We start from the raw sequence: 14,638 nt of genomic DNA, 5'->3' as shown, positions 1-14,638 counted from the left end.
GGCCTCATAGTCTGGCGCCGACATCTTCGGGGGGGCGGCAATGCTGTCAGGATTGATCGTGGTCGAGATCGAGGGGCTGGGGCCTGCGCCCTTTGCCGGGATGATGCTGGCCGAACTGGGGGCCGAGGTGATCGTGATCCACCGTCCGGGCCGGGGCAATTCCGTGGCCGCGGAACGCAACCTGCTGGACCGGGGCAAGCGCTCGATCATCCTTGATCTGAAGGATGCCGGGGATCTGGCGGTGGCGCAGGCGCTCGTCGCCCGCGCCGATGCGCTGATCGAGGGGTTTCGCCCCGGCGTGATGGAGCGGCTGGGGCTGGGGCCGGAAGAGATGCGGCAGGCCAATCCGCGCCTTGTCTATGGCCGGATGACCGGCTGGGGCCAGGATGGCCCGCGCGCAATGACCGCCGGGCATGACCTGAATTACATCGCCACCTCTGGCGCGCTCTGGTATGCCGGTGCGCCGGGCACGCCGCCGGTGGCGCCGCCCACGCTGGTGGGCGACGTGGGGGGTGGGGCGCTCTATCTGGTGGCAGGGGTTCTTGCGGGCCTGATCCGGGCCGCGCGCGAGGGACGGGGCTGTGTCGTGGATGCCGCAATCGTCGATGGCTCGGCGCATATGATGGCGTTGCTGACGTCGATGATGCCCTCGGGCCACCTGTCGATGCAGCGCGGTCAGAGCCTGCTGGACGGGCCGCACTGGAGCCGGGTCTATCGCTGCCAATGCGGCGGCTATCTGAGCGTGCAATGCCTGGAGTCGCAATTTTACGCGGAATTCCTGCGCCGGATGGAACTGGCTGACGATCCACGCTTCGCGGACCAGCATGACCGCGAAGCGTGGGCGCAGCAATCTGCGGCGCTGGATGAGATTTTCGCACAGCATCCTGTCGTGCATTGGGCTGGGATATTTGCCGGTTCCGACGCCTGCGTCGCGCCTGTCTTGCGCCCCGATGAGGCCGCTGATGACCCGCATATGCAGGCGCGCGGGGTCTGGCGGACGAGTGACGGGCATCTGAACCCCGCTCCCGCCCCGCGCTTTGACGGGCGGGTCAGCGACATCGCCCTGCCGCCGGAGCGCGGAGCGCACTCTGCCCAGATCCGGGCCTGGCTACGGGATCAGTCCAGTCGCCGCACCAGAAGCTGATTGCCGGGGCCGGTCTTGGTCTCGAACACCTTCAACTCCTTGACCAGATCGCTGAGTTTCTTCTTGCCATAGCTGCGGGTGTCGAAATCGGGCTTGTCGGCCTGTATCTGCTGGCCCAGCCGCCCCAGAGGGAACCATTCATCGTCCTGGTCGATCTTTTCCATCGCGTCAAAGAACAGTCGCTGCGCGGCGGTGATGGTCTTGGTGTCCAGCTTGGCGGCGGGCGCATCGCGCGGCGCGTCATCCGAACCCTGATAGATGTTCTCGATCGCGACAAAGCGGTTGCAGGCGTTCTTCAGCGCCTCCGGCGCCTTGGCCTCGCCGATGCCGATCACCGTCAGGCCCTGTTCCCGGATGCGGCTGGCCAACCGGGTGAAATCGCTGTCCGAGGAGACCAGCACGAACCCGTTGAAATGCCCGGCATGCAGGATGTCCATTGCGTCGATCACCAGCCCGATGTCGCTGGCGTTCTTGCCCTTGGTGTTGGCGGTTTGCTGGTGCTGCACGAGGCCCAGTTCCTGCGCGGTTCTGGTCCAGCCCGAGAGTTGCTGGTTGGACCAGTCGCCATAGACCCGGCGCAGCCCAGGCTCGCCATAGCTGGTCACCTCGTTCAGGATCGCGCGGGCATATTTGGCCGGAACGTTGTCGGCGTCGATCAGGACGGCCAGTAGCGATGTGCGGGGATCGGGCATGGGATGGCTCCTTTTCGCCTTTCATGCCCGATCCCGATGCCGGGTGAAACCCTTTTGCGCGAATGTCAGACGGTCTCGCCGATCTTGTCCTGGGTTCGGGCCTCGAAATCCGAGGCGTCGTGCCGTTCGTGCAACTGCAACTCGGGTTCGCCCCAGGTCCGGTTGACCATCCGGCCACGCTGCACCGCCGGACGGGCGTCGATTTTCTTGGCCCATGCGACGAGATGCTTGTAGCTGTCCACGCTCAGGAAACGGCCCGCATCGCCATATTGCCGGTGCAGCACCAGATTGCCATACCACGGCCAGATCGCCATATCGGCAATCGAATAATCCGCGCCCGCGATATAGGGCCGTGTCGCGAGCTGACGATCAAGCACATCGAGCTGACGTTTGGTTTCCATCGCGAAACGGTCGATGGGGTATTGCCATTTCTCGGGCGCATAGGCGTAGAAATGGCCGAAACCACCGCCCAGATAGGGCGCGCTGCCCATCTGCCAGAACAGCCAGTTGAGGGTTTCGGTACGCGCCGGACCGGATGCGGGCAGGAAGGCCCCGAATTTCTCTGCCAGATGCAGCAGGATCGAGCCGCTCTCAAAGACCCGCACCGGCGTGGCGCCAGAGCGGTCCATCAGCGCGGGGATCTTGGAATTGGGGTTGATGTCGACAAAGCCAGAGCCGAACTGATCGCCCTCGCCGATATTGATCAGCCAGGCGTCATATTCCGCCGCATGGCCCGCCGCGAGCAGTTCCTCGAACATCACCGTGACCTTGACGCCATTGGGCGTGGCCAGCGAATAAAGCTGGAACGGGTGCTTGCCCACCGGCAGGTCGCGCTCGTGCGTGGCCCCCGCAACGGGCCGGTTGATCGAGGCGAACTGCCCGCCTGACGGTTGTTGCCATGTCCAGATCTCGGGCGGGGTATAGGTGCTGTCGCTCATCCAATTGATCCTCCTTGCGGTTTGACCTGCAATCTATGCGATGCCCGGCCCCCCGCAATGCGTAACGCCGCACAGGGGGCTGTGCGGCGCTGCAAGTTTCGTGTCAGGGATGTGTCAGTAGACGACGACGCTGCGGATGCTCTCGCCCGCGTGCATCATGTCGAAGCCCTTGTTGATCTCGTCGAGCGTGAGAGTGTGGGTGATCATCGGGTCGATCTCGATCTTGCCGTCCATGTACCAGTCGACGATTTTCGGCACATCCGTGCGTCCTCGCGCCCCGCCGAAAGCTGTGCCGCGCCAGCTGCGCCCGGTGACGAGCTGGAAGGGCCGCGTCGATATTTCCGCACCCGCCGGGGCCACGCCGATGATGATGCTCTCGCCCCAGCCCTTGTGCGCGGCCTCGAGTGCCGTGCGCATGACCTGCACATTGCCGGTGGCGTCAAAGGTGTAATCCGCGCCGCCGCCCGTCAACGCCACCAGATGCGCGACCAGATCGCCGCTGACCTCCTTGGGATTGACGAAATCGGTCATGCCGAAGCGGGTCGCCATCTCGACCTTGGCCGGGTTGAGATCGACGCCGACGATCTGATCCGCGCCCGCCAGACGCAGGCCCTGAATGACGTTCAATCCGATGCCGCCCAGACCAAAGACAATGGCGCGGCTGCCGATCTCGACCTTGGCGGTGTTGATCACCGCACCGATGCCGGTGGTCACGCCGCAGCCGATATAGCAGATCTTGTCGAACGGCGCATCCTTGCGCACCTTGGCCAGCGCGATCTCCGGCAGGACGGTGTGATTGCTGAAGGTGGAGCAGCCCATGTAATGCAGGATCGGCGTGCCGTCGAGCATCGAGAACCGGCTGGTGCCGTCGGGCATGACACCCTGTCCCTGGGTCGAGCGGATTGCCTGACAGAGATTGGTTTTCGGGTTGAGGCAGTATTCGCATTCGCGGCATTCCGGCGTGTAGAGCGGAATGACATGATCGCCGGGCTTTAGGCTGGTGACGCCAGGACCCACTTCGAGCACGACGCCGGCACCCTCATGGCCCAGAATGGCCGGAAACGCGCCTTCGGGATCGGCCCCCGACAGGGTAAAATCATCGGTGTGGCAGAGGCCTGTCGCCTTGATTTCTACCAGAACCTCGCCCGCCTTCGGGCCGTCCAGGTTCACCTCCATGATCTCCATCGGTTTGCCTGCCTCGACGGCGACTGCGGCTCTTGTGCGCATTGATCTGTCCTCTCGGTTGATTTGCGACAACTCTGCGTCAAAGCGGGCGGTGATTCAACATGGGGTGCGACATCTGCGTGATATCGGGCGACGCGCCGGATGGGTGATCCGGGCGCGACATTTTCCCGCAAAACGGCGCGCGTCCGGTCGACCATGAATGAAAGCGCTTGATTTGCGAAGGGTTTGGCGCGAGTCTCTGCGCATGACCTTCATGTCTTTGGGCCCATTGCCGGGCGCGCATCCCACTGAAACGCAGGTGGCCTTCCAGCGCCCCGAACTGGCAGTGATCCTGTCGCTGTACGGGCGCATGGTGGCTGCTGGCGAATGGCGCGATTACGGCATTTCCTGCCTGCGCGAGGTGGCGATCTTTTCGATTTTCCGCCGGACGGCAGAGCATCCGCTCTACCGGATCGAGAAACGGCCCAAACTGCATGGCAGGCAGGGGCAGTATGCGGTGATCGGCATGGATGGCCGCATACTGAAACGTGGTCATGACCTGCGCGCTGTGCTGCGGGTGCTGGAACGCAGGCTTATCCGGGCGGTGGAATAGCCCCCGCCATCACGCACAGAAGTTCGAACATGATCGAGGCCCCCAGAAACGCGGTGCCGCCCGAGGTGTCGAAGGGCGGCGAGATCTCGACCAGATCGGCGCCGACGATGTTCACGCCCTCCAGCCCTCGCACCACCTGCAACGCCTGATAGCTGTTTGGCCCGCCCACCTCTGGCGTGCCGGTGCCGGGCGCGAATGTGGGATCGACAAAGTCGATGTCGTAGCTGACATAGGTTTCGCCCTTGCCCGCGATCTCGCGCGCCTCGGCCATCACGTCCTCGGGCCCGCGGGCGTGAAATTCCTCGATCAGGATCAGTCGGATGCCGTTCGCGGCGGCAAAATCACGATCCTCAGTGTCATACATCGTGCCGCGCAGGCCGATCATCACGACACGTTTCGGATCAAGCAACCCCTCTTCGACCGCGCGGCGGAAGGGGGTGCCGTGGGTATACATCGTGCCCCCGAAATAGGAGTGGTAGAGATCCGTGTGGCTGTCGAAATGGATCATGCCCAGAGGCGCGCGGCGCGCCAGCGCGCGCAGCACCGGCAGCGTCGTCAGGTGATCGCCGCCAGCCGTCAGCGGGGTGATCCCCGCCCCCGTCACCCGGTCATAGAATTCCGTGATCCGCGTCATGCTGTCGACGATATCTGCCGGGTTGGGACCGACATCGCCAAGATCGGCGCAGTTCACCGTCTCGAACGGGCGCATGCCGCTGGTCGGGTGCTGTGCGCGGATCATGGTCGAGGCGTCGCGCAACTGCCGTGGCCCGTGCCGGGGACCGGGACGGTTGGTGGTGCCTGAATCCCACGGCACGCCGATGAGGCCGATCTGCACATCGTCATGGCGGGTGTGTCCGTGTGGCACATGGGGCAGGCGCATGAAGGTCGGTATCCCGGCAAAGCGTGGCAGATCGAACCCCGAGACGGGGTGAAAGAACGGATCGGAGGTCATGGCGTTCCTTTCAGGCGTCTGCGTGAGGTGACGGGGCCGTCGCCCTGTGCCGCGATGCGGGCGATGGCAGTGTCGATGGGTTCATAGGCCACGGCCATATGACAGGCGTTGGCGTGCAAGAGCCGGTCGGTATCCGCGACCCAGGCCACGTGGCCACGCCAGAACACAAGATCACCGCGCCGTAACGGCGCGCTCTCCGGCAGGGGATCGCCAAGGGCGGCCTCCTGTGGGCCGCTGTCGCCGGGGGAGGGGATGCCGCAGGCCAGGCACGCCACCTGCACCAGCCCTGAACAGTCGATGCCAAAGACCGAATTGCCGCCCCAGAGATAGGGCGTGCCAAGGTAGAGTTCCGCGACCGCGACAGGATCCTCTTCGAGGATATCGAGGGGATGGATATGGGCGCGCGGCACGAAACCCTGCGGTGTTTGGGCAAAGCGGGCGCTCTCGGACAGCACGTTCAGCCGCGCGCCATGGCTGAGACTGAGGCGTTCGGGCGTCTTGATGTCCGGTTGGGAATAAAGATGGGTGGCCCGCGCGCTGACCCGGTGGGTGACGTTGCCCCCGGTCAGCGCGGTTTCGGGAATGAAGCCGGGATAGCCGTCGCGCGTGGCCGTGACCCTGGCCCAGCCGTCGGTGACACTGTGAACCCGAACGCCCTCACCCATCAGAAGCTGCCGGTCGCGCGGACCATCCGGGCTGCGCAGCAGGTCGACGATGGGCAGGGCGATGAGGCGGGGCTCGCTCACAGGTTCAGCACCTCCGGCAATGCCGCCAGCAGCGCGCGTGCGCCCATGCCGACGCCCCCCTTGGGACGGGCGGGCGCCGCCATGGGGATCCATCCGTAGATGTCGAAATGCGCATAGGGCAATCCGGCGGTGAACCGGCGCAGAAAGAGCGCCGCGGTGATCGAGCCTGCCATGCCGCCGGAGGGCGCGTTATCGAGATCGGCGATGCCCGGCTCGATCATCGTCTCGTAGGGCGTGTGGAACGGCATCCTCCAGACCGGATCGGCCACGCGTGCGGCGGCGGCGTCGAGTGCTGTGGCAAATTGGGCATCCCCGGTGTAATACGGGGCGAGGTCCGGCCCAAGCGCCACCCGCGCCGCGCCGGTCAGCGTCGCCATGGAAATCATCAGGTCGGGCGCATCCTCTGCCGCGCAGGCCAGCGCATCGGCCAGCACCAGCCGCCCCTCGGCATCTGTATTGTTGATCTCGACCGTCAGCCCGTTGCGCGCGGTCAGGATGTCGCCGGGGCGAAAGGCATCGCTGCCGACGCTGTTTTCCACCGCCGGGATCAGCATGCGCAATTGCACCGGAAGCCCGAGCGCCATGATCATATGGGCAAGACCCAGAACTGTGGCCGCGCCGCCCATGTCCTTTTTCATCAGCCCCATACCGGATGCAGGTTTGAGGTTGAGACCGCCAGTGTCAAAGCATACGCCCTTGCCGACAAGGGTCAGTTTCGGCCCGTTGTCGCCCCAGCGCATGTCGATCAGGCGCGGTTCTTCGCTTGCGGCGCGCCCGACGGTGTGGATCAGCGGGAAATTCCTGTGCAACAGATCCGCACCCCTGATGAAGGAGATACCCGCGCCGTGTTGACTGGCAACGGCGGTGCAGGCGGCTTCGAGCGCGTCCGGTCCCAGATCGTTGGCAGGCGTATTGATCAGATCGCGGGTCAGCGCCTCGGCCGCCGCGATGATTTCCAGTCGGGGCGTATCCACGCCCTCGGGGGCGATCAGGCGCGCCTTGGCTGGGGATTGCGCACGATAGCGTTCATAGGCGTAATGCGACAGGAGCCAGCCAAGCGCCTCTGTCTCGGCATGCTCATGCGGCAGGCCATGCAGGCGATAGGTGCCCTCGGGCAATGTCGCGGCGCAGGCAGCCAGATGAAACCGCCCCCGGGCGCGGGTTGCTGGCGTGCCATAGCCTGCAAGCGCCAAGGCGACCACACCAGATGCGTCGGGCACAACCAGCGCGCGCGCCAGCGTGCCGGTAAACCCGGTGGCGCGCACCCATGCGGCGACACCGGCGGATTGCCCGGCGAGCCAATCGTCCAGCCCGTCCTCGGGCACCACATGCAGAGGGATGGCAGGGGAATCCGGGTCGGCAAATCTGAGGCTCATGGGCATAGACCTGTTGAGGGTAATTCGCGCCCAGCCTAGCCGCGATTGCGCCGTCTGCAACCCACCAAACGCCACCAGTCTCAGAATGGCAGGTCCTGCAAATCCCAGATCTCGCAGAGCGAACGTTCGCCGATCCGCAGGAGGCGGGCAAAGGTTGCGGCCAGCGCACCGTGGTCGCCACTGTCGATGCAGCCGGTCACATCGCCCGCCACCTGCGCCAGAAGTCGCATGCCGATCTGGTCCGCAATCGCGATCAGGCTGCGGCTGCTCTTGCGCATGTCCGCAAGCCGCCCCTCGCGATAGCAGCGTTCCGCATGGCTGAGCCGTGCCGCCAGTTCCTCTAGCGCACGGCACACGATATCCTCGGCGTCGGCTTCGCCCAACTGATGATAGAGCGCCGTCAGTTGGCTGGCGTCGAGCCGCACGTATTCATTCTGTTTCAGCAATGTCACCTGTTCCACATTCTCACCCGCAGCCCATGCATCGTCCGCCCCCACGGCCGCGCGCAGAATGGCAGCAACGCGGTTCCCAAAAGGTTTCCGGCGGAGGAATTAATCACTCGAATTCGAGGACAATTCAGACTATTGAGCATCCGATTGCCCGTCAGTCCCGGAGACACCATGGAACACGCCCGCCCCTTGCCGACCCATCTGGCGCGCCGCTACCTTGGCTGGAAAGCAACCAGCTTTGCCGAGAATGAATCCTGGTACCGTCACCTTGCGCAACAGGGGCAGCATCCGCGCGCCATGATGATTTCATGCTGCGACAGCCGGGTGCATACGGCCGCTCTGTTCAACGCCGAGGCGGGAGAGTTCTTTACCCATCGGAACATCGCCAATCTGATCCCGCCATATGAGCCTGACGGGGGCAAGCACGGTACATCTGCGGCAATTGAATTCGCGGTGACTTCGCTCAAGGTGGCACATCTGATCGTGACAGGGCATTCGGCCTGCGGCGGGGCGAGGGGGTGTCTTGACATGTGCACGGGCCACGCACCCGAACTGGAAGCGCCGCACAGCTTTCTCGGGCGCTGGCTCGACATTCTGCGGCCAGGCTATGAGCGCATCAAGGACATACCTGACGAGACCGCGAAGTTGCGCGCGATCGAGCGGCAGACGGTTATCGTCTCTCTGGACAACCTGATGACATTCCCGTTCATCGAGGCGGCCGTCAAGGATGGCAGGCTGACACTGCACGGGCTCTGGATCGACATCGGCTCTGGTCGGTTGGAACAGTTCGAGTCGGCGCGGAACGGGTTTGTGCCTATCTGACGACGCACCGGGTCAAGTCAGGTTCAGATGGATACTTTTGCCAGGAAGAAACAGGGCACCCCTGCGCTGACCCTTGTCGGCGCAGGGGTGATTTCCTGTCAGGCAGCGAGAGATTTCTGGCCGAAGTGGTCATAAAAACCCTGGGTCTTGTCGGCCATCTCGCGAAGCAGTTTGGGTGTGGTGAACCGCGGCCCGAACTTTTGGGTCAGCTGATCGCAGCGCTCGGCGGCATAGGGTGTGCCGATGATGTCGAGCCAGGTGAACGGTCCACCCGACCAGGGCGCAAAACCCCAGGCGAGAATGGCGCCCACATCGCCTTCGCGGATATCTTCCAGAACACCCTCTTCCAGCGCGCGCACGGCCTCGAGCACCTGCGCGAACATCAGGCGATGCTGCACCTCGTAGAGGTCGGGTTGTGCCTTGGCGCGCGGATATTTCTCTGCGAGGCCCGGCCAGTAGCCCTGACGCTTGCCCTTGTCGTCATAGTCGTAGAAACCGGCGTTTGACTTGCGGCCCAGACGCCCCTCGCCCTCCATCCAGAAGATCACCTCATCGACCGCCGCGTCGGGATAGTCATCGCCCATCGCGGCCCTGGTGGCGCGGGCGATTTTCGCGCCCAGATCAATCGAGGTCTCATCCACCAGTTGCAGCGGTCCGACCGGAAAGCCCAGCTGCCGTGCGGCGTTGTCGATCAGCGCAGGCGCGACACCCTCGGCCACCATGCGGATGCCTTCGTTGATATAGGGAATGATGCAGCGGTTGCAGTAGAAGAAGCGCGCGTCATTCACCACGATGGGCGTCTTGCGGATCTGGCGAACATAATCCAGCGCCTTGGCTACCGCGCGCGGGCCGGTCTGTCGGCCCTTGATGATCTCGACCAGCATCATCTTTTCGACGGGCGAAAAGAAATGGATGCCGATGAAATCCTCGGGACGGTCACTTGCCTGCGCCAGATCGGTGATCGGCAGGGTCGAGGTGTTGGTGGCAAAGATGCAATCCTTGTCCACCACCTTGAGGACGTTTCGGGTGACCTCGGCCTTGACCTTGGGGTCCTCGAAAACCGCCTCGATGATCAGATCACAGCCCTTGAGCGCGGCATAGTCGGTGGTGGCGGTAATGAGATCGAGCGTCGCCGCCTTCTTTTCCGGTGTGGCCTTGCCGCGCTTGATGCCCTGATCCATGAAATCCGCGGTGTAGGATTTGCCCTTGTCCGCCGCCTCCTGTTTCTGGTCGATCAGGACAACCTGTATCCCCGCCATCGCCGAGACGAGGGCGATGCCCGCGCCCATCATGCCGGCGCCTATGACACCCACCTTCTTCACCTTCTGATCCGGGATGTCGGGGCGGTTGGCCCCCTTTTCCAAAGCCTCCTTGTTGATGAAAAGCGAGCGGATCATGGCGCTGGAGCTTGGGTTCATCAGCACGTTGACGAACCAGCGCGCCTCGATTTTCAGCGCGGTATCAAACGGCACGAGCGCACCTTCGTAGACCGCGCTGAGCAACGCCTTTGCCGCCGGGAACGCGCCCTGCGTCTTGCCGTTGACCATCGCCGAGGCGCCGACAAAGGTCATGAATCCCGCCGGGTGATAGGGCGCGCCGCCGGGCATCTTGTAGCCCTTGTCATCCCAGGGCTTGACGATCTCGGGATTGCTCAGCACCCATTCGCGCGCCTTTTCGATCAGCTGATCGGCGGGCACCACCTCATCAACCACACCGGCGGCTTTGGCCTTTTTCGGGTCGTTCAGCTTGCCCTCGAGCAGGAGCGGTGAGGCCGCCATCGCGCCCAGCTTGCGCACCAGGCGCGTCGTGCCGCCCGCGCCGGGGAAGATGCCGACCATGATCTCGGGCAGGCCGATCTTGGCCGAGGGGTTGTCAGCGGCAAAGATGCGGTGACAGGCGAGCGGAATCTCGAGCCCGATGCCAAGCGCCGTGCCTGGCAGGGCCGCGGCAATCGGCTTGCCGCCCTTGTTGGTCTTGGGGTCCATGCCCGCGCGCTCGATCTTGCGCAGGATGGCGTGCATGCCCATCACGCCGTCAAAAAGCCCCTTGGCGGGATTGTCGCCCGCGTCATCGCGCATCTTGGCGATGATGTTGAGATCCATGCCTCCGGCAAACGACCCCTCCTTGCCCGAGGTCAGGATCACGCCCTTGACCGCATCATCGGCGAGCGCGTCGTCGATCAGTGCCTCGAGATCGTGAAAGCCCTGCTGGTTCATCACGTTCATCGACTTGCCCTGCGTGTCCCAGGTGATGATCGCGACGCCATCGGCCTGTTTTTCCATCGTGAAATCAGTCATTGCAGTCATCTCCTCTTACACGCGCTCGATGATGGTGGCGGCACCCATGCCGGAGGCGATGCAGAGCGTCGCAAGGCCCGTGCCCTTGCCGGTGCGCTCCATCTCGTCCAGAAGCGTGCCGATGATCATCGCGCCGGTGGCACCCAGCGGGTGTCCCATGGCAATCGCGCCGCCATTGACGTTGACCCGGTCGGCATCGACATCGAACGCCTGCATGAAGCGCAGCACGACCGAGGCAAAGGCCTCGTTTACCTCGAAGAGGTCGATGTCGGAAATCGCCATGCCGCTGTCGGCAAGGATCTTTTCGGTGGCGGGCACGGGACCGGTCAGCATGATCGTCGGGTCGGTGCCGATCTTGCAGGTCTTGCGGATACGCGCGCGGGGCCTGAGGCCCCATTTCTCGCCAAACTCCCGGCTGCCGACCAGCACGCCCGCCGCGCCATCGACGATGCCGGAGGAATTGCCTGCATGGTGGATATGGTTGATCCGCTCCAGATGGGGATATTTCAGCTTTGCCACGGCATCAAAGCCGGGCATCACCTCGCCCATCGCCTGAAAGGCCGGACTCAGCGCGCCAAGCGTCTGCATGTCGCTGCCGGGGCGCATGTATTCGTCATGATCAAGAATGGTCAGGCCGTTCTGATCCCTGACTTCGATGATGGATCCGGCAAAGCGGTTCTCTTCCCATGCCTTCGCGGCGCGGCGCTGGGATTCCATCGCCAGGGCATCGGCCTCGTCGCGCGAGAATCCGTATTCGGTGGCGATGATATCCGCCGAGATGCCTTGCGGCACGAAATAGGTCTCCATCGCGATCGAGGGATCCACGGCGATCGCCGCTCCGTCGCTGCCCATGGCGACGCGGCCCATCATCTCGACCCCGCCGGCGATATAGGCCTCGCCGGCACCGCCGTTGACCTGGTTGGCGGCAAGGTTCACCGCCTCCATGCCGCTTGCGCAAAATCGGTTGATCGCAAGGCCGGGGATCGATTCATCCAGATCCGAGGCCAGCACGGCTGTGCGCGCAAGGCAGCCACCCTGCTCCATCACCTGCGTGACATTGCCCCAGATCACATCCTCGACCGCATGGCCGTCCAGCCCGTTTCGTTCTTTCAGTGCGTTGAGCACCTGCGCAGAAAGCCGTGCGGCGGTCACCTCGTGCAGCGCGCCATCCTTGCGGCCCTTGCCGCGCGGCGTGCGCACCGTGTCGTAGATATAGGCGTTGGTCATGTCGGTCTCCTTCGTTCAGGCGCGGTCGGCGGGACTGCCGGGCATCAGGTCATAGGGATGTTTCCAGCCGGGGGTCTGGCTGACATTGGTCAGCCACCGGTCGATATTGGGCCAGTCGGCGCGGTCAAAGCCGAAGGGCTCGGGGTAGAACAGATAGCCGCAGCAGGAGAGATCGGCATTGGTGAGGCCATCGCCCACGATCCAGTCGCGCCCCGCAAGATGCGTATCGAGCGCGGTATAGGCAGCCCTGAGACGGCCCTGGGTAAAGGCGATGACCTCTGCCGGGCGCTTCTCGGCGGGCAGAAAGTTCATCAGGAACCGGGTCATGCCCGCCGGGCTGCTGAGCTTGTGATTGTCCCAGAACATCCAGCGCATCACCTCGCGCGCCTCCTGCGGTGTTTCGCCGCCGAATTTTCCCGTCTTTTCCGTAATATACATCTGCATGACGCCGGATTGCGTCAAGGTCACGCCGTCATCCACCAGCACGGGCGCCTCACCCATGACGTTGACCTGACGAAAGGCATCGCCCCGCGTCTCGCCGCCAAAGAAATCGACAAAGACCGGCTCCCATCCGAGGCCCGACAGTTCCAGCGCCAGGGCTGCCTTGTAGGAATTGCCCGATTCGCCGAAGCAGTGAAGTCTGATCGTCATGTGCGTCCTTTCTGCGTGCCGCCTGTGGCGGGCGTCGGATCTGGGTATTTGGACCAAGAAGAAGCAGCCGGATCCGCGCCATGCCGCCGCGCGTCCTTTACCGATCCGGCGTTTTCTTCTTGGGGAAAATACCTCACGGGGGTCCGGGGGTGTGAAACCCCCGGTCCGGCGGCAAGGGGCGGATGCGACGTTGCGGGCATCACAGCGCCCTCGCGATCAGTTCCTTCATGATCTCGTTGGTGCCGCCGTAGATGCGCTGCACGCGGGCATCGGCCCACATTTCGGCGATGTCATATTCGGCCATGTAGCCATAGCCGCCATGCAGTTGCAGGCATTCGTCCAGCACCTCGCCCTGTGCATCCGTCAGCCAGTATTTGACCATCGCCGCCTTTTCGACGCTGAGCTCGCCGCGCATATGTTCCATGATGCATGCATCCAGAAAGGCGCGGCAGACAGCGGTTTTGGTCTGGCATTCGGCCAGTTTGAACCGGGTGTTCTGGAATTGCAGGATCGGGCCGCCAAAGGCCTGCCGTTCCTTTGTGTAAGCGATGGTGCGTTCGACCGCGCCCTCCATCGCGCCCTGCGCGCCGCAGGCGATGATCAGGCGTTCCTGCGGCAGTTGCTGCATCATCTGGTAGAAACCGCGCCCCTCCTCGCCGCCCAGGATGTTCTCGGGCGGGATCTCGACATTGTCGAAGAAAAGCTCCGAGGTGTCGCCCGCGTGCAGCCCGACCTTTTCCAGGTTGCGCCCGCGCGCAAAGCCCTGCGCGCCGTCGGTTTCGACCACGACCAGAGAGATGCCCTTTGCCCCTTCCTTGGGGTCGGTCTTGGCCGCGACGATGATGAGGCCGGCGTGCTGCCCATTGGTGATGAATGTCTTTTGCCCCGAGAGCCGGTAGGCATTGCCGTCGCGTATCGCGCGCGTCCTGATGCCCTGCACGTCCGATCCGGCGGCGGGCTCAGACATGGCGAGCGCGCCGACCATCTCGCCCGAGACCATCCTGGGCAGCCAGCGGTGTTTCTGCTCTTCGGACCCGTAGGCGAGGATGTAATGCGCGACAATGCCGGAATGGATCGGGTTGCCCCAGCTTGCCAGATTGGCGCGGCTCTGTTCGATGCAGATCACCGCCTCGTGCCCGAAATCGCCGCCTGCGCCGCCATATTCCTCGGGGATCGAGGGGCACAGCAGGCCCAGTTCACCGGCCTGTTGCCAGATCTCGCGATCCATGATCCCGGCCTTGCGCCAGCGCTCGAAATGCGGGCGCCATTCATCGGCGATGAACTTGGCGGTCATTTCGGAGAGCATCTGATGCTCGTCTGTCATCCAGGCTGACATGAAACCCTCCCTCAGCGTTTGCGCGTCTCAAGCTCTGAATTGAAAATTCGCAGCCGGTGCGTGAACGTGTCCTCATTGATCACGCTGTCGAAGTTCTCGAAGAGAAAGGACAGCGCCTCGCCTTCATCAAGCCCTGCCTCGGCTGCGAATTTTCGCAGCCGGCGATAGCCGTCCTCGGTCATCGCGGCGTTGAAGCGGCGGGTCAGGCGAAATCGTTTCGGCATCTTGTCC

General features: G+C 63.8%; 15 protein-coding genes. 3 read left to right on the top strand and 12 right to left on the bottom strand.

Going from position 1 to position 14,638, the window contains the following annotated elements:
• Positions 1-40 precede the first annotated feature (40 nt).
• The gene (locus BSG08_RS04410) at positions 41-1,144 is read left to right on the top strand and encodes a CaiB/BaiF CoA transferase family protein (RefSeq protein WP_093032652.1); all 1,104 of its coding nucleotides are present in this window, start codon (positions 41-43) and stop codon (positions 1,142-1,144) included.
• Here the strand turns inward: BSG08_RS04410 and BSG08_RS04405 are convergent.
• From BSG08_RS04405 to BSG08_RS04395, 3 genes are all read right to left on the bottom strand, one after another.
• Positions 1,117-1,836 (bottom strand): NYN domain-containing protein, encoded by a 720-nt coding sequence (locus BSG08_RS04405; RefSeq protein ID WP_093032644.1) that lies wholly within the window; start codon positions 1,834-1,836, stop codon positions 1,117-1,119. The genes BSG08_RS04410 and BSG08_RS04405 overlap by 28 nt on opposite strands.
• A gap of 65 nt (positions 1,837-1,901) precedes the next feature.
• A complete protein-coding gene (yghU, locus tag BSG08_RS04400; protein WP_093032642.1) occupies positions 1,902-2,774 on the bottom strand; it encodes a glutathione-dependent disulfide-bond oxidoreductase in 873 nt (290 codons plus the stop codon).
• Positions 2,775-2,888: 114 nt separating this feature from the next.
• Positions 2,889-4,001 (bottom strand): S-(hydroxymethyl)glutathione dehydrogenase/class III alcohol dehydrogenase, encoded by a 1,113-nt coding sequence (locus tag BSG08_RS04395; RefSeq protein ID WP_093032640.1) that lies wholly within the window; start codon positions 3,999-4,001, stop codon positions 2,889-2,891.
• Positions 4,002-4,203: 202 nt separating this feature from the next.
• Here BSG08_RS04395 and BSG08_RS04390 point away from each other — a divergent pair, with 202 nt between their 5' ends.
• Positions 4,204-4,551 carry a DUF2794 domain-containing protein gene (locus BSG08_RS04390; protein ID WP_093033310.1) on the top strand — a complete coding sequence of 116 codons (348 nt, stop codon included), beginning with the start codon at positions 4,204-4,206 and terminating at the stop codon, positions 4,549-4,551.
• Here the strand turns inward: BSG08_RS04390 and speB are convergent.
• The 4 genes from speB to BSG08_RS04370 all read right to left on the bottom strand — a co-directional run bounded on the left by speB (position 4,532) and on the right by BSG08_RS04370 (position 8,086).
• Complete coding sequence (gene speB / locus BSG08_RS04385) at positions 4,532-5,503, bottom strand: agmatinase (RefSeq protein WP_093032638.1); 972 nt, start codon at positions 5,501-5,503, stop codon at positions 4,532-4,534. The two genes, BSG08_RS04390 and speB, sit on opposite strands and share 20 nt — an antisense overlap.
• Positions 5,500-6,249 carry a C40 family peptidase gene (locus BSG08_RS04380; protein ID WP_093032635.1) on the bottom strand — a complete coding sequence of 250 codons (750 nt, stop codon included), beginning with the start codon at positions 6,247-6,249 and terminating at the stop codon, positions 5,500-5,502. Before BSG08_RS04380 ends, speB begins: the two co-directional genes overlap by 4 nt.
• Complete coding sequence (locus tag BSG08_RS04375; protein WP_093033307.1) at positions 6,246-7,625, bottom strand: leucyl aminopeptidase family protein; 1,380 nt, start codon at positions 7,623-7,625, stop codon at positions 6,246-6,248. Before BSG08_RS04375 ends, BSG08_RS04380 begins: the two co-directional genes overlap by 4 nt.
• A gap of 80 nt (positions 7,626-7,705) precedes the next feature.
• The gene (locus BSG08_RS04370; protein ID WP_093033304.1) at positions 7,706-8,086 is read right to left on the bottom strand and encodes a hypothetical protein; all 381 of its coding nucleotides are present in this window, start codon (positions 8,084-8,086) and stop codon (positions 7,706-7,708) included.
• A 159-nt stretch (positions 8,087-8,245) separates the two neighbouring features.
• Between BSG08_RS04370 and BSG08_RS04365 the strand changes: the two genes are divergently transcribed.
• On the top strand, positions 8,246-8,896 hold the full coding sequence (locus tag BSG08_RS04365; RefSeq protein WP_093032632.1) for a carbonic anhydrase: 651 nt from the start codon (positions 8,246-8,248) through the stop codon (positions 8,894-8,896).
• A 98-nt stretch (positions 8,897-8,994) separates the two neighbouring features.
• Here the strand turns inward: BSG08_RS04365 and BSG08_RS04360 are convergent, their stop codons facing one another.
• The 5 genes from BSG08_RS04360 to BSG08_RS04340 form a co-directional block, all read right to left on the bottom strand.
• A complete protein-coding gene (locus BSG08_RS04360) occupies positions 8,995-11,193 on the bottom strand; it encodes a 3-hydroxyacyl-CoA dehydrogenase NAD-binding domain-containing protein (protein WP_093032630.1) in 2,199 nt (732 codons plus the stop codon).
• A 15-nt stretch (positions 11,194-11,208) separates the two neighbouring features.
• Positions 11,209-12,420, bottom strand: a complete 1,212-nt coding sequence (locus tag BSG08_RS04355; RefSeq protein WP_093032628.1) for an acetyl-CoA C-acetyltransferase — start codon at positions 12,418-12,420, stop codon at positions 11,209-11,211.
• 15 nt (positions 12,421-12,435) lie between these two features.
• Positions 12,436-13,071: a glutathione S-transferase family protein gene (locus tag BSG08_RS04350; protein ID WP_093032625.1), complete on the bottom strand. Its 636-nt coding sequence runs from the start codon at positions 13,069-13,071 to the stop codon at positions 12,436-12,438.
• 199 nt (positions 13,072-13,270) lie between these two features.
• Positions 13,271-14,407, bottom strand: coding sequence for an acyl-CoA dehydrogenase family protein (locus BSG08_RS04345; protein WP_093032623.1), 1,137 nt, complete (start codon positions 14,405-14,407; stop codon positions 13,271-13,273).
• 11 nt (positions 14,408-14,418) lie between these two features.
• Positions 14,419-14,631 carry a hypothetical protein gene (locus tag BSG08_RS04340; protein ID WP_093032621.1) on the bottom strand — a complete coding sequence of 71 codons (213 nt, stop codon included), beginning with the start codon at positions 14,629-14,631 and terminating at the stop codon, positions 14,419-14,421.
• Positions 14,632-14,638 lie beyond the last annotated feature (7 nt).

The organism is Roseovarius azorensis (genome assembly GCF_900109455.1).
GTDB lineage: Bacteria > Pseudomonadota > Alphaproteobacteria > Rhodobacterales > Rhodobacteraceae > Roseovarius > Roseovarius azorensis.
This window is presented reverse-complemented; position numbering and strand designations above follow the sequence as displayed.